At 57.1% G+C, this 18,555-nt stretch carries 19 protein-coding genes; 13 read left to right on the top strand and 6 right to left on the bottom strand.

The features are described 5' to 3' along the window. The first annotated feature begins 2 nt into the window (after positions 1 to 2). Complete coding sequence (locus IM313_RS10260) at positions 3 to 845, top strand: LysR family transcriptional regulator (RefSeq protein WP_192971053.1); 843 nt, start codon at positions 3 to 5, stop codon at positions 843 to 845. On the opposite strand, the gene IM313_RS10255 is transcribed toward IM313_RS10260, so the two are convergent. Both IM313_RS10255 and IM313_RS10250 read right to left on the bottom strand, forming a co-directional pair. Beyond that, positions 832 to 2,337 carry a carboxylesterase/lipase family protein gene (locus tag IM313_RS10255; RefSeq protein ID WP_192971052.1) on the bottom strand — a complete coding sequence of 502 codons (1,506 nt, stop codon included), beginning with the start codon at positions 2,335 to 2,337 and terminating at the stop codon, positions 832 to 834. The genes IM313_RS10260 and IM313_RS10255 overlap by 14 nt on opposite strands. 43 nt (positions 2,338 to 2,380) lie before the next feature. Continuing rightward, complete coding sequence (locus IM313_RS10250) at positions 2,381 to 3,724, bottom strand: VOC family protein (protein ID WP_048999543.1); 1,344 nt, start codon at positions 3,722 to 3,724, stop codon at positions 2,381 to 2,383. Between the two features lie 506 nt (positions 3,725 to 4,230). Between IM313_RS10250 and IM313_RS10245 the strand changes: the two genes are divergently transcribed. The 8 genes from IM313_RS10245 (at position 4,231) to IM313_RS10210 (ending at position 10,769) form a co-directional block, all read left to right on the top strand. Next, positions 4,231 to 4,416: a general stress protein gene (locus IM313_RS10245; RefSeq protein ID WP_004150795.1), complete on the top strand. Its 186-nt coding sequence runs from the start codon at positions 4,231 to 4,233 to the stop codon at positions 4,414 to 4,416. A gap of 94 nt (positions 4,417 to 4,510) precedes the next feature. Further along, complete coding sequence (locus IM313_RS10240) at positions 4,511 to 5,005, top strand: ferritin-like domain-containing protein (RefSeq protein ID WP_048999542.1); 495 nt, start codon at positions 4,511 to 4,513, stop codon at positions 5,003 to 5,005. 23 nt (positions 5,006 to 5,028) lie between these two features. Then, on the top strand, positions 5,029 to 5,232 hold the full coding sequence (locus tag IM313_RS10235; protein ID WP_008502273.1) for a hypothetical protein: 204 nt from the start codon (positions 5,029 to 5,031) through the stop codon (positions 5,230 to 5,232). 25 nt (positions 5,233 to 5,257) lie between these two features. Next, on the top strand, positions 5,258 to 5,764 hold the full coding sequence (locus IM313_RS10230; protein ID WP_028013107.1) for a ferritin-like domain-containing protein: 507 nt from the start codon (positions 5,258 to 5,260) through the stop codon (positions 5,762 to 5,764). Positions 5,765 to 5,781: 17 nt separating this feature from the next. Then, positions 5,782 to 6,654 (top strand): manganese catalase family protein, encoded by an 873-nt coding sequence (locus IM313_RS10225; protein ID WP_028013106.1) that lies wholly within the window; start codon positions 5,782 to 5,784, stop codon positions 6,652 to 6,654. A gap of 67 nt (positions 6,655 to 6,721) precedes the next feature. Further along, entirely contained in the window at positions 6,722 to 8,125 is a 1,404-nt protein-coding gene (locus IM313_RS10220; protein WP_028013105.1) for a cytochrome ubiquinol oxidase subunit I, read from the top strand. After that, positions 8,125 to 9,135, top strand: a complete 1,011-nt coding sequence (gene cydB / locus IM313_RS10215) for a cytochrome d ubiquinol oxidase subunit II (RefSeq protein WP_048999541.1) — start codon at positions 8,125 to 8,127, stop codon at positions 9,133 to 9,135. The genes IM313_RS10220 and cydB overlap by 1 nt, the downstream gene beginning before the upstream one ends. A gap of 8 nt (positions 9,136 to 9,143) precedes the next feature. Next, positions 9,144 to 10,769 (top strand): alpha-amylase family protein, encoded by a 1,626-nt coding sequence (locus IM313_RS10210; RefSeq protein ID WP_048999540.1) that lies wholly within the window; start codon positions 9,144 to 9,146, stop codon positions 10,767 to 10,769. Here IM313_RS10210 and IM313_RS10205 read toward each other — a convergent pair whose 3' ends face one another. From IM313_RS10205 to IM313_RS10190, 4 genes are read right to left on the bottom strand one after another with little or no spacing between them, the layout of a single operon-like run. Next, positions 10,770 to 11,756, bottom strand: coding sequence for an SDR family oxidoreductase (locus IM313_RS10205; RefSeq protein WP_192971051.1), 987 nt, complete (start codon positions 11,754 to 11,756; stop codon positions 10,770 to 10,772). 17 nt (positions 11,757 to 11,773) lie between these two features. Continuing rightward, a complete protein-coding gene (locus IM313_RS10200) occupies positions 11,774 to 12,292 on the bottom strand; it encodes a 2-oxo-tetronate isomerase (protein WP_192971050.1) in 519 nt (172 codons plus the stop codon). 11 nt (positions 12,293 to 12,303) lie between these two features. Then, positions 12,304 to 12,750, bottom strand: a complete 447-nt coding sequence (locus IM313_RS10195) for a DUF421 domain-containing protein (RefSeq protein ID WP_028013100.1) — start codon at positions 12,748 to 12,750, stop codon at positions 12,304 to 12,306. A 9-nt stretch (positions 12,751 to 12,759) separates the two neighbouring features. Continuing rightward, the gene (locus IM313_RS10190) at positions 12,760 to 13,263 is read right to left on the bottom strand and encodes a hypothetical protein (protein WP_048959564.1); all 504 of its coding nucleotides are present in this window, start codon (positions 13,261 to 13,263) and stop codon (positions 12,760 to 12,762) included. 139 nt (positions 13,264 to 13,402) lie between these two features. Here IM313_RS10190 and IM313_RS10185 point away from each other — a divergent pair, with 139 nt between their 5' ends. From IM313_RS10185 to IM313_RS10170, 4 genes are all read left to right on the top strand, one after another. After that, positions 13,403 to 13,792 (top strand): YdeI family stress tolerance OB fold protein, encoded by a 390-nt coding sequence (locus tag IM313_RS10185; protein WP_045630393.1) that lies wholly within the window; start codon positions 13,403 to 13,405, stop codon positions 13,790 to 13,792. 64 nt (positions 13,793 to 13,856) lie between these two features. Beyond that, entirely contained in the window at positions 13,857 to 14,741 is an 885-nt protein-coding gene (locus IM313_RS10180; RefSeq protein ID WP_028013098.1) for an SDR family oxidoreductase, read from the top strand. Between the two features lie 182 nt (positions 14,742 to 14,923). Further along, the gene (locus IM313_RS10175) at positions 14,924 to 15,847 is read left to right on the top strand and encodes a LysR substrate-binding domain-containing protein (RefSeq protein WP_192971049.1); all 924 of its coding nucleotides are present in this window, start codon (positions 14,924 to 14,926) and stop codon (positions 15,845 to 15,847) included. Between the two features lie 255 nt (positions 15,848 to 16,102). Next, a complete protein-coding gene (locus IM313_RS10170; RefSeq protein ID WP_192971048.1) occupies positions 16,103 to 18,484 on the top strand; it encodes a glucose/quinate/shikimate family membrane-bound PQQ-dependent dehydrogenase in 2,382 nt (793 codons plus the stop codon). Positions 18,485 to 18,555 lie beyond the last annotated feature (71 nt).

The raw sequence follows: 18,555 nt of genomic DNA, 5'->3' as shown, positions 1-18,555 counted from the left end.
CAATGTCACGCCGTTCGCTCCCGCTCAATGCCATCGACGCATTTTTAGTCACCGCGCGTCATCTGAATCTTACCCACGCCGCCGCGGAACTCTGCCTGACGCAGGGGGCCGTGAGCCGTAAGATTGCCTCCCTTGAAGCCTGGTTTGGCTTTCCGCTGTTTGAGCGCCACGCGCGCGGGTTGCGCCTCTCCCCTCAGGGCAGCGCCCTGCTTCCCGAACTGCAGTCCTCCTTCGAACAACTGCTGAGCGTGGCCGACCAGGCCCGCAGCCAGCACACGGTGATCCGCCTCAAGGCCCCCACCTGCGCGATGCGCTGGCTGGTGCCGCGCCTGCTGGAAGTGGAGCGCGAGCAGCCGGATCTGCAGATCGCGCTCACCACCACGACCGATCATAACGTCAATTTCAAAACCGAATCTTACGATGCCGCCATCGTCTTCGGCACGCACATGAGCGCAGGCGATCTGCTGTTCGAAGAGGCGCTGACGCCGGTGTTCAGCCCCGTGCGAGCGGGTGCCGCGCTGGGTTCGCTGACGTTTCTTCATCCGACAAGGGATAAGACAGACTGGTCACTGTGGCTGGCGAATCAGGAAGGTACGGGCTTTGCTATGCACAAAAATCAACACTTCGATACGATGGATCTCGCCATTACCGCCGCCATTCAGGGGCTGGGCGTAGCCATTGCCGACGAAACGCTGGTGGCAGAAGATATCCGCGCCGGAAGGCTAATGCGGCCCTATGAGACCAGCATTAAAACCGGCGCGAGCTACCGGCTGGTGCTGCGCGAAACGCCTTGTCAGGAGAATGGTCTGGCGGCGTTTCGCGCCTGTTTGCTTAATCGAGGCTGACGTGGTGCTTCATTACGCGCTTGAAGAGGCTCATGCGGGCGCGCATAAAGCGGTTTTCAAGCCTGAAACCTGCATGTTTATTCACACCAATACGTAACAGCACGTCCCGCCCTTTGCGGCAGGCGGGCCAGCGCGTCGGCCCGTGAAGGCTGTCATGCGTTCCGGCATCGCGCGCAAAGCTCACCCAGTAATCAGCCACCTGGGCGGCAAACGCCAGATCCCGTTCGTTAACGTACTGGCGCGAAGGCTCCACCTGCCCGAGGGTATCGAACGCGTACGGCACCTCATTGCCGTGCCAGGCACCGTTGATATAGGTGGCGTGTTCCGCTTCGGCCACATAGTCAAACCAGTAGCGCCAGCAAAGCCCGCCGACGCGCTGCTGGGCCTGCATCACCACGTAGCCCATAGTGGTGAAGGCCATGTCGCGGCACACCTGCCTGCCGAGCTCCTCGTCGCCCTTCACGCCCGGATAAAGCAGCTTGATGAGCCCCAGCCCGAAGCGGCGCTCCCGGCGAAGCTTCTGGATCTGCCCGGCGAGATCGACACCAAACACCGCCATCACGCTGGCTTCATCGCTGTTGGAGCCAATCATCACCGGCACGGGATGCTGGCGGGCGGCGAAAAAGACGTCCAGCATCGCCTCCGGCAAAACGCAATCCCCAACGATAGGGGCCGGGGCGACGTTCAGCGGCGCGGTCAGCGGCCAGAACGCCTCGGGCGGGATCGCGCGCAGCTGCTCTGCCGTCGCATTTCCCAGCCCGAAGTGGGCGGCCAGCGCTTCCCCTTTTTGCAGGGCCTGCGCGCGCGGCGTATCCGGCAAAGTGTACCCGCTTTGCACTATCGCCTTATGGAATAGTCCTTTCGCCAGCGGCGAGGCCAGCAGCGACAGCACGCTGCGCGCGCCGGCGGATTCACCAAACAGGGTCACGTTATTCGGGTCGCCACCAAACGCGGCAATATTATCCCGCACCCATTCGAGCGCGGCGATCTGGTCCAGCAGGGCAAAATTATGCACCACCCGCTCCTCTTCACCTTCCAGAGCGGGATGGGCGAAGAAGCCGAGATGGCCGAGACGGTAGTTAATCGTGACGACAACCACACCGCGGGATGCCAGGGCTTTGCCGTTATACGGCGGCAGGCTTCCGGCGCCGATCGTAAACCCGCCGCCGTGCAGCCAGACCATGACCGGCAGCGGCCCGGTACGGTCGATAGGGGACCAGACGTTCAGATAGAGGCAGTCTTCAGAAAACTGGCCGGGATCGCCCCCGCCCAGCTCCTGACAATATTCACTGCTTTGCCAGCTTGAGGGCGAAAAGTCGGTAGCTGCACGCACGCCATCCCAGCGTTCCGGCGGCCGGGGTGAGCGCCAGCGCCAGTCGCCAACGGGAGGTGCGGCATAGGGAATACCGCGCCAGAGGTGAACGTTTTCATCGGTTAAACCAGACAGTGCGCCCTGGCGCGTTTCAACCACAGGGGCGGAAGGATTTTGCATAACGACCTTATTTTTTCCATCACACCCCTGAAGAGTAACGATTTCAGAGCAAACCGCAACGCTGTTTGCTGCGCGTTTCCGCCTCCTCGTAGAGCGTAAATTCGTCATACACCGGGCAGCCGAGTGCGGCTTCAAACGCATTGCGGCTGGCATTTCCGTGGCTGCGCGCCTGGGTTTCATTCCCGAGATTGGACTGGAAAATCCCCGCCGCGCTGACCGGAAGGAAATCTTCGTAAATTATCGGCTGGGCCACCACCCACCCGCGCTCGATCAGCGGCTGCGGGTCATCCCCCGGACGAAACGCGTGACGATGGGCCTCTCCCGCCGGGGTCAGGCGATAGCGAAAATACGCCAGCTCCTGACGGCGAAGGAACATTTCGCTGTCCGGGAAGGCGCTGAAAATCTCCCGCAAATGCAGCTGGTGCGTGAGGTTATCTTTTCCGGTTCCGGCCTGGGCCAGCAGGCTATCGTACAGTTCACGGCCTTTCGGGGTCAGTGCCACGCCGCGCTGTTCAATTTCACCGAAGCGCGCGGTGTGGGTGCCTTTATGTTCCCCGGCGAAAAGCACCGGCTCTTCGAGGGCTTTAAAGCTGGTCTGACGCAGCAGGATCGGCACTTCACGACGCGGCGGCCCTTCGATCAGAATTTTGGGCTCAATCCCATACTTCGGCATCAGCTCCTGCACCCGATCAATGTCCAGCGTGCGCGGCGTGAGGTGGTTGATATGGCACCCCGGGAAGCAGACCACGTCAGCTATCAGGCGGTGCTCGTTACTTAACGCCAGGTAGGTCTCCTGGTCGACCGTTGCATGACGGTGCCAGCGGAAGGTTTCTAACGCTTCCTGCACAAACTCGCGCGCCTGCGCTTCGGTAAAGTGCCCTTCCGACTCATGGAGGTCAATAAGTTCCAGACAGCGCGGCGTAAAGATGTTCCGCTGAGAGAGAATTTCTGCCGCCCGCTCGCGTAACGCCACGTTTTCAATCAGCTCAAGGCGCAGCAGTGAGGTAAAGATACGAAACGGATTGCGGCACAGCGCCGCATCGTCAACCGGACGAAACGCCGTTGAGTGGACCGGTACCCCCGCCTGAGAAAGATCGTAATAGCTGACCGGGAACATGCCCATGATGGCAAACATACGACGCAGGGTGGAAAGCTCTTGTGCCGTACCGACGCGGATCGCCCCGTGACGCTCTACGTTCAGGCGCGCCAGCTCGTCGGCGTTCGCCAGTTGTTCATGTAATAGTGGGTTATTTTCCAGAACCGCCAGGTTTACGTCCGCGACCAGCTCAAGCAAGGTGCCGTACTGCGGAACTTCCTGCTGGTACATCGCCGACATAGCCTGCGAAAAATGTTCCCGAATATCATCAGCCGTGATGGTGTTCGCCATGATGTCATGCCTCCAGTGAATATTACCTGGAGTGTAGAGAAGGCCGTTCCTTCCGGGGGGAAGAATTTCTGATTTGTGATCTTAAGACGCCAGTGGTTAAACCGTGTGCTACCGCCCCCTGTCAGCCGCCTCGTCATTTTTTCCAGGATTTTCCTTATAATTCGTAGCGGCTATTTTCTCTAGCCCTAAAGGGGTAATTTTCCCCAAATCACCGCTAGCAAATTATTCGTTTTTGCTACGCCATTATTATTGGCCTCAACCTTCCGCTTTTTAAATGAAACTTAGGACTAATCTGAACATTTTTTTACAAGTCCTTCCCACACCTCCATATTTCCAAACCAAGCGAAGCGCAAACGCAGCAATAATTAAATATAACGCAACCGCTAATGGCGAAACGAATTTGACGTATGCCTCACAGCGACTAGAGTTATTACTCGAACGACGAGTGATACGGAATATTTTTCGTATCGTACTGACATAACCAATATATGACTATGAGGTTTAATATGGCAGAGCATCGTGGTGGTTCCGGTAATTTCGCTGAAGACCGTGAAAAAGCATCAGAAGCTGGACGTAAAGGCGGCCAGCACAGCGGTGGTAATTTCAAAAACGATCCGCAACGCGCATCTGAAGCGGGTAAGAAAGGGGGACAGAACAGTCACGGCGGAGGCCGTAAATCTGATAATTCCTGATCTTATTTAGTACTCTTTTAATAAAACCTGAGAGCATGCTGCGGGCTGAAAAGCTCGCAGTACCCTTTCCTTATTTTACCGGAGCGTAATTATTATGAATATGAAAAGTGTTGAGGATGTATTTATTCATCTTCTGTCCGATACCTACAGCGCTGAAAAACAACTTACCCGAGCGTTAAGCAAACTCGCTCGCGCCGCCGCCAGCGAGAAGCTGAGCGCCGCCTTCACCGCGCACCTGGAGGAGACGCAGGGTCAGATTGAACGTATTGACCAGATCGTCGAACAGGAAGACGGTATTAAGCTCAAGCGCATGAAGTGCGTGGCAATGGAAGGCTTAATTGAAGAAGCCAACGAAGTTATCGAAAGTACGGAAAAAAATGAAGTGCGTGATGCCGCGTTAATTGCCGCTGCGCAAAAAGTGGAGCATTACGAAATAGCCAGCTACGGTACCCTTGCGACCCTCGCAGAACAACTGGGCTACAAAAAAGCCGTTAAACTTCTTGCCGAAACGCTGGAAGAAGAGAAAGAGACCGACCTTAAACTCACCGACCTGGCCGTTGGCAATATTAACCAAAAAGCGCAGAAATGACGCGATAAGACAGGTTAAATAAAATGAGCATCAGTCCCAGGACAATTAAACGGTGCCATTTAGCGGCAGCAATAATATGGTTCATTCTCGCTATCCCTTCCGTAATATGGTGGAAGAATAGCGTACTATGGGTCATTATCATCAGCATTTACGCCAATATTGTCGGCCACTTATCTGGCTACAGTGCCGCACGTGCCGATCAGGCTGCTGAAAGTGAGACCAAATAAGCGAACCCCTAATGAGGATACAATGATGAATCACGTAGAACACTACCATGACTGGCTACGCGATGCCCATGCAATGGAAAAGCAAGCCGAATCTATGCTGGAGTCCATGGCCAGCCGTATTGATAATTATCCTGATGTTCGCGCCAGAATTGAGCAACATATTAATGAGACAAAACGGCAAATTACATTGCTGGAGGAAATCCTCGACCGTAATGATATTTCTCGTTCGGTCTTAAAAGACTCGATGAGCAAAATGGCGGCCCTGGGTCAATCCATCGGCGGTATGTTCCCGTCCGATGAGATCGTTAAGGGCTCGATCAGCGGCTATGTCTTCGAACAGTTTGAAATCGCCTGCTACACCTCCCTGCTCGCTGCGGCGAAAAAAGCGGGCGATACCGCCTCTGTGCCTGCCATTGAGACGATCCTCGCAGAAGAGCGCGAAATGGCCGACTGGCTGATTCGCCATATCCCGCAAACGACGGAACAGTTCCTGCTGCGTTCAGACGCAGACGGTGTCGAAGCGAAAAAATAATCCACAGGAGAGTGCCTATGTTTCGACACGTCAAACAGCTGCAATATACGGTTCGCGTCGCCGAACCCAACCCCGGTCTTGCTAACCTTTTACTGGAACAGTTTGGCGGGCCGCAGGGCGAACTGGCTGCCGCCTGCCGTTACTTCACTCAGGGCCTGAGCGATGACGATCCGGGCCGCAAGGATATGCTGATGGATATCGCCACCGAGGAGCTAAGCCACCTCGAAATCATCGGTACGCTGGTTGGTATGCTGAACAAAGGTGCCAAAGGCGCGCTGGCGGAAGGGGTGGAAAATGAGGCTGAACTGTATCGGTCCATGACCGAAAACGGTAACGACAGCCACATCACCTCCCTCCTCTACGGCGGCGGTACCCCGCTCACTAACTCGGCGGGCGTGCCCTGGACGGCAGCCTACGTCGATACCATCGGCGAGCCGACGGCGGATCTGCGCTCGAACGTGGCGGCAGAGGCCAGGGCGAAAATCATCTATGAACGGCTGATTAACGTCACTGACGATCCCGGAGTGAAGGATGCGCTGGCGTTTCTGATGACGCGTGAGGCGGCGCATCAGCTCTCCTTTGAGAAGGCGCTGCAGTCCATTCGTAATAATTTCCCGCCGGGAAAACTGCCGCCAATCGAGGAATTCACCAACAAGTACTACAATATGTCTGAAGGTGGAGAGGTTCGCGGAAGCTGGAACAGCGATAAGCACTTTGATTACGTTGAGTCCCCCCAGCCTGCGGTTGATGGCGGAGACGGTAGCGCCAGCGTGACGCTCACAGCTGAACAGGCAACCCTGGTTAAGGCGATGTCTGCCCGCACCAAGTCCGATCCCCATTCCGACCCGCTGACCGGTGCCGAGCTGGGTGCCGGAAAGAGTAAACCGTAATCGGTTTTGCCGGGCATCCTGACCTGCCCGGCAATTCTCGTGCCCCATCGCTTCAGAGGTACGGACCATGTTCGAACTTGATGCATTTCATCTCGCCAGAATTCAGTTCGCTTTTACCGTCTCGTTTCACATTCTTTTCCCGGCGATCACCATCGGTCTTGCCAGCTATCTGGTCGTGCTTGAAGGCATGTGGCTGCGCACCAAAAACGACGTCTGGCGCTCGCTGTACCACTTCTGGCTCAAGATATTTGCCGTTAACTTCGGGATGGGTGTCGTTTCCGGGCTGGTCATGGCGTATCAGTTCGGCACCAACTGGAGCGGGTTCTCCCAGTTCGCAGGCAGTATTACCGGTCCCCTGCTGACCTACGAGGTGTTAACCGCCTTCTTCCTGGAAGCTGGCTTTCTTGGCGTAATGATGTTTGGCTGGAACAAGGTCGGCCCTGGGCTGCACTTCTTTTCAACCTGCATGGTGGCGCTCGGCACGCTGATGTCGACCTTCTGGATCCTCGCCTCAAACAGCTGGATGCACACCCCGCAGGGTTTTACTATCGAGAACGGGCAGGTCATTCCGCAGGACTGGCTGGCGATTATCTTTAACCCCTCCTTCCCTTACCGCCTGATTCATATGGCCATCGCCGCATTTCTGAGCAGCGCGCTGTTTGTCGGCGCGTCGGGCGCATGGCACCTGCTGCGCGGTAACGATACCCCTGCCATACGCACCATGTTCTCCATGGCGATGTGGATGGCGCTGCTGGTTGCCCCCATTCAGGCCGTCGTGGGCGATATGCACGGCCTGAACACGCTTGAGCATCAGCCAGCCAAAATTGCCGCCATAGAGGGGCACTGGGAAAATCCGCCCGGCGAGGCCACGCCGTTGCTGCTGTTTGGCCTGCCCGATATGGACGAGGAGCGCACCAAATACGGTCTTGAAATTCCCGCGCTCGGCAGCCTTATCCTGACGCACAGCCTCGATAAGCAGGTTCCGGCGCTGAAGGACTTCCCGAAAGAGGATCGCCCAAACTCGACCATCGTCTTCTGGTCGTTTCGCATCATGGTCGGAATGGGCCTGCTGATGATTACCCTCGGTCTGGTCAGCCTCTGGCTACGCTATCGCCACCGGCTCTACCACTCGCGTCCGTTCCAGTGGTTTGCTCTTTGCATGGGGCCCGCGGGTCTGGTGGCGCTGCTCGCCGGCTGGGTGACCACCGAAGTGGGCCGCCAGCCGTGGGTGGTTTACGGTTATCTGCGCACGATTGACGCGGTCTCCCTGCACAGCACCCTGCAGATGAGCATCAGCCTGCTGGCGTTCTTCGTTGTCTACTCGTCGGTGTTTGGCGTGGGCTATGTGTACCTCATCCGGCTGATTAAGAAAGGCCCGCAGCCCGTCGATACGCTGACGTCAAACACGTCGGGCACCCCCGCCCGTCCACTGTCTGCCGCGGAGTCTGTTCCGGAACAGGAGAGAAACTGATGGGCGTCGATATCTCTGTTATCTGGTTTGCCATCATCGTCTTTGCCACGCTGATGTACATCATTATGGATGGCTTTGATTTGGGCATCGGCCTGCTGTTTAACTTCGTGGGCGATGCGAAAGAGCGCGATGTGATGGTCAACAGCGTAGCGCCCGTATGGGACGGCAACGAGACCTGGCTGGTGCTCGGCGGCGCGGGGCTGTTCGGCGCGTTCCCGCTGGCTTACGCGGTGATCATTGATGCGCTCACTATCCCCCTCACCGCGATGCTGATCGGCCTCATCTTTCGCGGCGTCGCCTTTGAGTTTCGTTTTAAAGCGACGCCTTCGCACCGCAAGTTCTGGGACTACTCCTTCGCCGGTGGCTCTCTGCTCGCCACCTTCAGCCAGGGGATCGTCGTGGGGGCGGTAATCAACGGCTTTGAGGTTGAGGGCAGACGCTTTGTGGGCTCGCCGCTTGACTGGCTGACGCCCTTTAACCTTTTCTGCGGTATCGGCCTGGTGGTCGCCTACACGCTGCTGGGCACCACCTGGCTTATCATGAAAAGTGAAGGTACCCTGCAACGCCGCATGCGCGAGCTAACCCGCCACGTGCTGCTGGCCCTGATGGTGGTGATCGCGGTGGTCAGCGTCTGGACGCCGCTCGGCTGGCAGTACGTGGCCGACCGTTGGTTTACCCTGCCCAACTTCTTCTGGTTCATGCCGGTTCCCCTGCTGGTAGGCCTGTTTAGCGTGCTGATCTGGCGGCTGACCCGCAACCCGGCCAGCCACTCGCGTCCCTTCCTGCTGACGCTGGGGCTGATCTTCCTCGGATTTAGCGGCCTGGGTATCAGCCTGTGGCCAAACATAATTCCGCCGCGCATCACCCTGTGGGAAGCCGCGGCGCCCCCCGCCAGCCAGCTGTTTATGCTGGTCGGAACCCTGCTGATAATTCCGGTGATTCTGGTGTACACCGCCTGGAGCTACTACGTCTTCCGGGGCAAAGTTTCGGATACTGAAGGCTATCACTGAGGAACGCTATGACGGACTGGCATACACGGGCCATTATCTACCAGATTGACACCGCGCTTTTTTACGATATGAACGGCGATGGCTGCGGGGACATCGCCGGGATCGCGGCCAAGCTGCGCTATATTCGCCGCATGGGGGCGACGGTTATCTGGATCACCCCGTTTTACCTCACGCCCTTTCTCGATGAGGGCTACGACGTCAGCGACCATCTGCAGGTGGACCCCCGCTTCGGAAAACTGGCCGATATCATCGCTTTTATCGAACAGGCCCGGGAGCTGGGCATGCAGGTTATTATTGAGCTGCTGATCCAGCACACCTCGGACGCCCATCCCTGGTTCCAGCAGGCCCGCCGCAGCCCCGCCTCGCCCTATCGCGATTACTATATCTGGTCGGATAACGACGACGACGATACGCCCCCCATGTTTCCCGGCGTGGAAAAGAGCGTCTGGAGCTGGGACGACGAGGCGGGACAGTATTACCGGCACATGTTCTACCGCCACGAGCCGGACCTGAACCTGACCTCGCCCGCCGTGCTTAAGGAGATTGAGAATATTATCCTCTTCTGGCTCAAACTGGGGGTATCGGGATTTCGGCTGGATGCCGCATCACACCTCACGAAGCAGGCGGGCAGCGGTGACGAGGAAAAGGGCCTGTGGATCCTGGAGCACATGCGCCGTCTTATCGAGCAGCGTAATCCGGACGCGATCCTGCTCGGCGAAGTGGACGTAGACGTTGAGGTTTATAAAGACTATTTCGGCAATAACGACCGCCTGCATCTGGTGCTCAACTTCTGGCTCAACAAGTATTTCTACGTCAGCCTGGCCAGAAAAAGCGCCCGCCCGCTGCGCAACGCGGTGAAGAAGATGATCGTCCCGCCAGATTCATGCTGTTTTGCCAACTGGCTGCGCAACCATGACGAGCTGGATCTGGAAGGGATTAGCCAGAAAGATAAACAGTTCGTGCTCGACACCTTCGCCCCTGACGAGGAGATGAACGTCTATCAGCGTGGGATCCGCCGACGTCTGGCTCCGATGTTGAATGGCGATCCAAAGCGGCTGGCGTTCTGCCACGCGGTGCTCTTTTCACTGCCGGGCGTCCCGGTGATGCGCTACGGGGATGAGATCGGCATGGGTGACGACCTTGAACTGGAGGAGCGCTACGCCGTTCGCACCCCAATGCAGTGGGCGGGTTCACAGGGCGGCGGGTTTTCGGCAGCCGATCCTGAAAAATTTATTGCGCCGATAATCGACCACGGGCCCTACCGCTATCAGAAAATCAACGTCGCCGATTCGCTGCTCCACCGCAACTCGCTCCTGCACCGGATTATTGATATTGCCAATACCCGCTCGGAGTTCCCCGAAATTGCCGTGGCGCCCTTTCGCCTCATCACCCTCAATCATGACGCGGTGCTGGGGATCTATTACGAGACCGACGAGCGCAGCATTCTGACCTTCGTAAACTTCAGCGACCAGCCGGTGCAGTTCACCGCCAGAGGGATCCGCAACGCCACCTGGACCGCCTGCCTCGCGGACAAACGCTACGACGACGCGCTGGTTTGCGGCAAAACCGTCGAACTCAGTATTGGCGCCTACGGCTACCGCTGGTTCTGGACGCACCGCAGCGCGCTGCGCTGATTAGCGTTTCCGGCAGGTTATCAGACGCGTCAGCATAATCCCCGCCACCGCGAGGGCCCCCAGCGCCACCTTGCCCGGCATACCGGAGGTGACGGAAGTAGCGCGGTTCTTCGCTTCGTCGGTAAAACGACCATGGATTTTGTGCAGGTCGTCAATCGGCTGGTCGAGATAGTCCCGCCGATCCGCTGCGTTCAGATCGTCGGTCATCTGGCCTTCCCAGGCTTTTTTTACCATCAGACGGTCAAGGTAGCCCGGAAAGAAGAATTGCCCGACGATGGACTGGATAGTGCTGCTGCCCACCCACAGCTCGCGCACCGGTTTCTGCGCAACCTTAAAGATGGCGCTGGCGGCCACTTCAGGCTCAAAGACCGGCGGCACCGGTCGCATCGCCCAGGCGAACTTATTCCTTGCCCATTCGAACTGCGGCGTATTGAGCCCCGGCATCTGCACCATGGAAAGCTGAACCCGGCTATTCTCGTGCATCAGCTCCGTGCGCACCGCATCGGTGAACCCGCGGATCGCCGCTTTGGCCCCGCAGTAGGCCGACTGCAAAGGGATGGAACGGTAGGCCAGCGCGGACCCCACCTGAATAATCACCCCCCTGTCGCGGGGCACCATTAGCTCCAGCGCGGCGCGGGTGCCGTTAACAAATCCGAGATAGGTAACATCTGTCACGCGACGAAACTCATCCGGCGTCAGGGTACGAAACGGCGCCAGCACGGCCCCCATCGCATTGTTGACCCAGACATCAATCGCCCCGAGGCGATACTCGATCTCGTTAGCCGCATCTACCACCGCCTGGCTGTCGGCGACGTCCGCCTGCACCGCGTGGGCATTGACGCCGAAGCGGTGCAGCTCTTCCTGGGTGGAGTGCAGGCTGGCTTCATCGCGGGCGATAAGCCCCACATCGTAACCTGCCTTTGCAAATTTCAGCGCCGTGGCTTTTCCCACGCCCGCCGTCCCGCCGGTAATCACTATGACCGCCATAGAACCTCCGCGTGAATTTAGCCGTTATTGCCGTCCGACAATGTTGTCACCAGTTCAGCGAGCGAAAATTGCACCGCTTTTTCCACCACATCCTGGCAGTCGCCGGAGAAAAGGACGGTGCGGGTTTTCGTCTCACCGCAGATATTCCAGGCAAAGCAGACCGTTCCCGCCGCCGTGCCGTCATCGCCTCCTTCCGGGCCCGCGTAGCCGCTGATGGCGATGCTGATATCCGCCTGGGCAATGTCGCGGATGCTGGCGGCCATCTCGGTCACCGTCTGTTCACTGACGGCGGTATAGCGCGCCAGCGTCTCCTGACGCACGCCGAGGATCCGCGATTTGGCTTCATCGCTGAACACAACCAGCCCGACGTCATAAAAATCGGCCGTGTTTTCCTCTGCACACAGCGCCACCGAGAGCTTTCCTCCCGTGCAGGATTCCGCGGTGGTTAAGCGCAGCCCGGCATCGGTTAATTTACTCGCCAGCTTTTTGGTGAGTTCACTCTCGGTATAATGACTGTCGTGTAAAAGATTGCTCATCTTGCCGCCTCTTATTTTTCAACAGGAATGATTGAAATATGTCCATTGCGCTCAAGTATGGCATATTTAATTTCGCTAAGTTCTGTAATGCCATTATTTTGACGCGCTGAAACCAGAATATCATCACAAGATACGTCGACTTTTTTTAGCTTATCCGCTAATGGAACGCCATTCTCAACCAGAATCACAGGGGTCCCATCAAGAATATTCTCCACCGGGGAAAAATATTTCTTCATCAGGCCAAATATAATGTCAACGACCACCAGCGTGGTAATGGTAATCATTGCACCGGTAACGGAGAAATCCTGCCCCAAAAGCGCCTGCTGCGTCGCCTCACTAATAATTAAGAGGAGGATGAGATCAAAGCTGGTCATCTGCAGCAGCGCCCGTCGCCCTGCCACTTTAAATACCACCACGAGAAACAGATAAATCGCCAGCGCGCGAAAGACCATATCCATATCAGCCTCCTAGGGGTAAATAAATTGCCAGAGGTTAATCTCCGGCTCGTTGTTGACGCGGATGACGGTGTTCCATTTACCGGCTCTGGAAGGTGTCGTGAAGTATAAAACAGAGAAGTTGTCTGATTTTTGCAGGTCGTCATAGACCAAATAGAGGGTTTTGCCGTGGCTATACATTTTGTCTGGCTGCGGCCAGACGCTGCCGGGCTCGTACACGTCGCTGCTGTCGGTGGTCAGGCTGAGGGTATAGCTGCCCTCCGTCTTCACCGGGAAGGTGACCTGCATTCTTGACTCCGTCTCCCGCCGGCCGAAGCGTTCATAGTTTATGCTCAAGGAGTTAGCGGAATTGGTTTTGGCCGTATCGCTCACCACTCCGCTGGAAAACAGACCAGCAACCGCTGCGATGATAATAGCCAGAAGGACCACAAAACCCACCTGGCGAAATGAATATTCAAACCTCAACAAGCGATAACTCTCATCTATCCCGGGTAACTTTTCATTTTCATGCTTCATAGTCGTTGTCACCGTTTCGCTTATTTCAAGATAGTTTTGATTTCCAAAGAAAATGTTTTTAAGACTTATCACATTTGCCACATAAAGGAATAGCAACAATACTTAATATGTCAAGACACTCAAAAATGAAGGATATCAGATGAAATTATCACTTATTTCCGCTTTTTTGATATTTCTGGTTCCAGTTGCATGGGCAGATAATAACGGCGGGTTACAAAAAGGTGAAGCACCGCCACCGCCCCACGCGCTGGACAGCGGATATCGTGGAACCGATGACGCGCGTATTATGACCATCGATCAGGCAAAACAATTGCACGATGGCGCGACAATTTCATTGCGCGGTAATCTTATTGACGGTAGCGGCGATAAGTTTGTATTCCAGGATAAAACCGGAAAAATCGACGTTATTATTCCCCAGGCAGTCTTCGACGGCAGAACGGTAAAACCCGATCAGATGATCAGTATCAACGGTTCGCTTGATAAAAAATCATCGCCTGCCGTCGTTCGTGTTGATCGTTTGCAGAAATAATTCAGCGAAGCGTTAACGCTGCAACTATCCATCAAATCTCACCCCTTGGCTTAAGGAGTCAGCTATGAGTGATACTACACAACGTACGAACGCTTACCCGAAACCCCCGTTCCCGGAACAGCCGCAAACGCCGCCGGGACTGGCGTCTGAAATGCAGCCTGTACCCGACCACGGTGAAACAAGCTATAAAGGGCATGGCCGCCTTGCCGGCAAAAAAGCGCTGATCACCGGTGGTGACTCCGGGATTGGACGCGCAGTGGCTATCGCCTACGCCCGTGAAGGGGCAGACGTCGCCATCAACTATCTGCCTGAAGAAGAGAAAGATGCCGCCGAGGTCATCGACCTGATCAAAGCGGAAGGCCGCAAGGCCATCGCGCTGCCCGGAGACGTCCGGGACGAGACCTTTTGCCAGAATCTGGTCGAAGAAGCCGTTTCGAAGCTGGGCGGGCTGGATATTCTGGTCAACAACGCAGGCCGCCAGCAGTTCCGGGAATCCCTTGAAGAGCTGACCACTGAAGATTTTGACGCGACGTTTAAAACCAACGTTTACGCCCCCTTCTGGATCACCAAGGCCGCCCTGCGCCACCTGAAAGCGTCGTCCGTGATCATTAACACTTCCTCCGTTCAGGCGGTGAAGCCCAGCCCCGTACTGCTGGACTATGCTCAGACGAAGGCCTGTCTGGCGGTGTTTACTAAATCCTTAGCCAAACAGCTGGGTCCGAAAGGCATTCGCGTCAACGCGGTCGCCCCCGGCCCGTACTGGACGGTACTCCAGTCCAGCGGCGGCCAGCCGATGGAGAAAGTGAAGGAGTTCGGGGGGGATACCCCGCTGGGTCGTCCGGGACAGCCCGTCGAGATTGCCCCGCTGTACGTCACACTGGCCTCGGATGAGTGTTCCTTTACCTCCGGTCAGGTATGGTGCTCTGACGGCGGCGACGGCGTGATCTAAACCGGTTTGCAGCTTATCCCTCCGCAGTGAGCAATAAATGAACAAGGACGTTCATCACCCACCTCGCCTGAAAAACATGTTGTAACTCAAACAGATCAAATGTTAAAAATATTTTGCTATCAAGTTATCAAAATTAAACAACTTAACTTGTCACCCGCATCGCTCTGTTTTTAACATCGCCTATGGAAAAAAATGGTCTGTTCAGTCAGCGCATACGCTTGCGCCATTTGCATACATTTGTGGCCGTCGCTCAACAGGGAACGCTGGGGCGCGCGGCTGAAACTCTTAACCTGAGCCAGCCCGCGCTCTCGAAAACCCTTAACGAGCTAGAACAGCTGACCGGCGCCCGTCTATTTGACCGCGGTCGGCTGGGGGCACAGCTGACTCTGGTGGGCGAACAGTTCCTGACGCACGCCGTGAAGGTGCTGGATGCGCTCAACACCGCAGGCCAGTCCCTGCACCGAAAAGAAGAGCAGACCAGCGAGGTGGTGCGCGTCGGCGCCCTGCCAACCGCGGCGCTGGGGATCCTACCGCCCGTTATTGGTCAGTTCCATAAGCAGCAGCGAAATACCACTATTCAGGTTGCCACCATGAATAACACCATGCTGCTCGCGGGGCTGAAATCGGGTGAGCTTGATCTCGGTATCGGTCGAATGTCCGACCCCGAGCTGATGGGCGGTCTCAATTATGAACTGCTGTTCCTGGAATCCCTGAAGCTGGTGGTTCGACCCGATCATCCCCTGCTGCAGGACACGGTGACGTTAAGCCGGGTGATGGAGTGGCCGGTGGTGGTTTGCCCGAAAGGGACCGTCCCGCGCCAGGCCGCCGAAACCTTGCTGCAGATGCAGGGGTGTACGCTACCCTCAGGGTGCATCGAAACGCTTTCGGCTTCTCTTTCGCGCCAGCTTACCCTGGATTATGACTACGTCTGGTTCGTCCCCTCCGGTGCGGTAAAAGATGATTTGCGTAAGGGCACGCTGACCGCCCTGCCGATCGCCTCCCCGGGTGCGGGTGAACCCATCGGTATTTTGACCCGGGTAGATACTCCCCTTTCCACGGGCGCACAAACGCTGCTGAGCGCTATCCGTAAATCTATGCCTGTCTGATTCCCTTCACCCCTCACCCAGTTCCCTCTCCCTGTGGGAGAGGGAACTGGGCTGTGCGTTAATCAAATAATGCGGAATGATCCATTAACAATTGCGTAAAACAAATTAACAGTTTTATCATAACGACGGATTCACCATTTGGTTCGTTAATCGTTATATAAAAAAGAATTCACTCGTTTTAATCATTACTCTCCCCGCCTTTATTATCCATATGGTACATACCCGGCAATGCGGAGAGATTCAAAGGAGACAGAAATGGCATTTGGCAGCGCGCCGCGCGGGATACCTCGTATTTTGCAGTGGCTCCTTGCCGGACTGATGTTGCTCATCGGTCTGGCGGTCGGCGGGTTGGGCTTCAAGCTCGCCGCCGTAGGCGGAAGTTTTTACTTCGTGATAATGGGCGTGGTGATGGTCATTGCCGCGCTACTGATTTTCCTCAATCGCAGCAGCGGGATCGTGCTTTACGGCATCGCGTTTATTGCCTCGCTGTTCTGGGCGGTAAGCGATGCGGGCTGGGATTTCTGGCCGCTATTCTCGCGCCTGTTCACCTTCGCCGTACTGGCCTTCCTCTGCGCCATCGTCTGGCCTTTCCTGCGCGCGGCAAACCGCGGCGCAGCGAATAAAGCCCCGGCTTATGGCGTTGCGGCGGTTCTCGCACTGGCGATGCTGGTCAGCCTCGGCTGGATGTTTAAGCCGCAAACCCTCGTGGCGGCGAACGAGCTCGTTCCGGTGAAACCCGTTGCTCCCGGCGAACAGCAGAAAAACTGGGAACACTGGGGCAACACCACCCACGGCGACCGCTTCGCCGCGCTGGACCAGATTAACAAGCAAAACATCAGCGATCTGAAAGTCGCCTGGGTGGCGCACACCGGGGATATTCCGCAGAGCAACGGCTCCGGCGCGGAAGATCAGAACACGCCGCTGCAAATTGGCGACACGCTCTTTGTCTGTACCCCGTACAGTAAAGTGCTGGCGCTGGATGTGGATTCAGGTAAAGAAAAATGGCGTTATGATTCGAAAGCCACCGCGCCGAACTGGCAGCGTTGCCGTGGTCTGGGCTACTTTGAAGATCATGCAAACGTGACAGCGTCACAGACCGGGACGTCTCCAGCGGCATGCCCTCGCCGCCTGTTCCTGCCTACCACCGATGCCCGTCTGATTGCCATCAACGCGGATAATGGCAAGCTCTGCGACGACTTTGGCGACCATGGCACCGTTGACCTGAGCGTTGGCATGGGCGAAATCAAGCCGGGCTATTATCAGCAGACCTCCACGCCGCTGGTGGCCGGAAACGTCGTTGTCGTCGGCGGTCGCGTCGCGGATAACTTCTCCACCGGGGAGCCGCCGGGCGTGGTGCGCGCCTACGACGTTCACACCGGTAAGCTCGCCTGGGCGTGGGATCCGGGTAATCCGAACCTGACCGGCCTGCCGCCGGAAGGCCAGACCTACACGCGCGGCACGCCGAACGTCTGGTCTGCAATGTCTTACGACGCTAAGCTGAACCTGATCTACCTGCCAACCGGCAACGCCACGCCAGACTTCTGGGCAGGCGAGCGTACCGCGCTGGACGATAAATACAGCTCCTCCATCGTCGCCGTTGACGCTGCCACCGGACAGGTGCGCTGGCATTTCCAGACCACCCACCACGACCTGTGGGACTTCGACCTGCCTTCCCAGCCGCTGCTGTACGACCTGCCGGACGGCAAAGGCGGCACCACGCCTGTACTGGTGCAGACCAGCAAGCAGGGCATGATCTTTATGCTCAACCGTGAAACCGGCAAGCCGGTGGCGAAGGTGGAGGAACGTCCAGTTCCGGCGGGTAACGTTGAAGGTGAACGCTACTCCCCGACCCAGCCGTACTCCGTGGGCATGCCGATGATTGGCAACCAGACGTTAACCGAGTCCGACATGTGGGGGGCGACGCCTGTCGACCTGCTTCTGTGCCGCATTCAGTTTAAAGAAATGCGTCATCAGGGCGTCTTCACCCCGCCGGGTCTCGACCGTTCCCTGCAGTTCCCCGGCTCGCTCGGCGGGATGAACTGGGGCAGCGTCTCCGTTGACCCGAACAACAGCCTGATGTTCGTCAACGATATGCGTCTGGGGCTGGCAAACTACATGGTGCCGCGCGCGAACGTGGCGAAAAACGCCAGCGGCATTGAGATGGGGATTGTCCCGATGGACGGCACGCCGTTCGGCGCAATGCGCGAACGCTTCCTGTCGCCGCTGGGCATTCCGTGCCAGAAGCCGCCGTTCGGAACCATGTCGGCCGTTGACCTGAAAACCGGCAAGCTGGTGTGGCAGGTACCGGTTGGTACCGTGGAAGATACCGGCCCGCTGGGCATTCGCATGCACATGCCAATCCCAATCGGGATGCCAACGCTGGGCGCGTCGCTGTCAACCCAGTCCGGCCTGCTGTTCTTCGCCGGCACCCAGGATTTCTACCTGCGCGCGTTTGATACCGCCACCGGGAAAGAGATCTGGAAGGACCGCCTGCCGGTCGGCAGCCAGTCCGGCCCGATGACCTACGTCTCGCCGAAAACCGGTAAGCAGTACATCGTCATTAACGCCGGGGGCGCTCGCCAGTCGCCGGATCGCGGTGATTACGTTATCGCGTACGCGTTACCCGATAAGCAGTAACGGATGAAAAAAGGGACCGAAAGGTCCCTTTTTTGTCGGCCGGGTAAACGAAGCGCCACCCGACACGGCCG

This window comes from Enterobacter cloacae complex sp. P2B (assembly GCF_014895985.1).
Classification (GTDB): domain Bacteria; phylum Pseudomonadota; class Gammaproteobacteria; order Enterobacterales; family Enterobacteriaceae; genus Enterobacter; species Enterobacter bugandensis.
This window is presented reverse-complemented; position numbering and strand designations above follow the sequence as displayed.

Bases quoted from the DNA above. Each gene is read 5' to 3' on its own strand.
- IM313_RS10260 (WP_192971053.1), top strand. From the start codon at position 3: ATGTCACGCCGTTCGCTCCCGCTCAATGCCATCGACGCATTTTTAGTC.
- IM313_RS10255 (WP_192971052.1), bottom strand. From the start codon at position 2,337: ATGCAAAATCCTTCCGCCCCTGTGGTTGAAACGCGCCAGGGCGCACTG.
- IM313_RS10250 (WP_048999543.1), bottom strand. From the start codon at position 3,724: ATGGCGAACACCATCACGGCTGATGATATTCGGGAACATTTTTCGCAG.
- IM313_RS10245 (WP_004150795.1), top strand. From the start codon at position 4,231: ATGGCAGAGCATCGTGGTGGTTCCGGTAATTTCGCTGAAGACCGTGAA.
- IM313_RS10240 (WP_048999542.1), top strand. From the start codon at position 4,511: ATGAATATGAAAAGTGTTGAGGATGTATTTATTCATCTTCTGTCCGAT.
- IM313_RS10235 (WP_008502273.1), top strand. From the start codon at position 5,029: ATGAGCATCAGTCCCAGGACAATTAAACGGTGCCATTTAGCGGCAGCA.
- IM313_RS10230 (WP_028013107.1), top strand. From the start codon at position 5,258: ATGAATCACGTAGAACACTACCATGACTGGCTACGCGATGCCCATGCA.
- IM313_RS10225 (WP_028013106.1), top strand. From the start codon at position 5,782: ATGTTTCGACACGTCAAACAGCTGCAATATACGGTTCGCGTCGCCGAA.
- IM313_RS10220 (WP_028013105.1), top strand. From the start codon at position 6,722: ATGTTCGAACTTGATGCATTTCATCTCGCCAGAATTCAGTTCGCTTTT.
- cydB (WP_048999541.1), top strand. From the start codon at position 8,125: ATGGGCGTCGATATCTCTGTTATCTGGTTTGCCATCATCGTCTTTGCC.
- IM313_RS10210 (WP_048999540.1), top strand. From the start codon at position 9,144: ATGACGGACTGGCATACACGGGCCATTATCTACCAGATTGACACCGCG.
- IM313_RS10205 (WP_192971051.1), bottom strand. From the start codon at position 11,756: ATGGCGGTCATAGTGATTACCGGCGGGACGGCGGGCGTGGGAAAAGCC.
- IM313_RS10200 (WP_192971050.1), bottom strand. From the start codon at position 12,292: ATGAGCAATCTTTTACACGACAGTCATTATACCGAGAGTGAACTCACC.
- IM313_RS10195 (WP_028013100.1), bottom strand. From the start codon at position 12,750: ATGGATATGGTCTTTCGCGCGCTGGCGATTTATCTGTTTCTCGTGGTG.
- IM313_RS10190 (WP_048959564.1), bottom strand. From the start codon at position 13,263: ATGAAGCATGAAAATGAAAAGTTACCCGGGATAGATGAGAGTTATCGC.
- IM313_RS10185 (WP_045630393.1), top strand. From the start codon at position 13,403: ATGAAATTATCACTTATTTCCGCTTTTTTGATATTTCTGGTTCCAGTT.
- IM313_RS10180 (WP_028013098.1), top strand. From the start codon at position 13,857: ATGAGTGATACTACACAACGTACGAACGCTTACCCGAAACCCCCGTTC.
- IM313_RS10175 (WP_192971049.1), top strand. From the start codon at position 14,924: ATGGAAAAAAATGGTCTGTTCAGTCAGCGCATACGCTTGCGCCATTTG.
- IM313_RS10170 (WP_192971048.1), top strand. From the start codon at position 16,103: ATGGCATTTGGCAGCGCGCCGCGCGGGATACCTCGTATTTTGCAGTGG.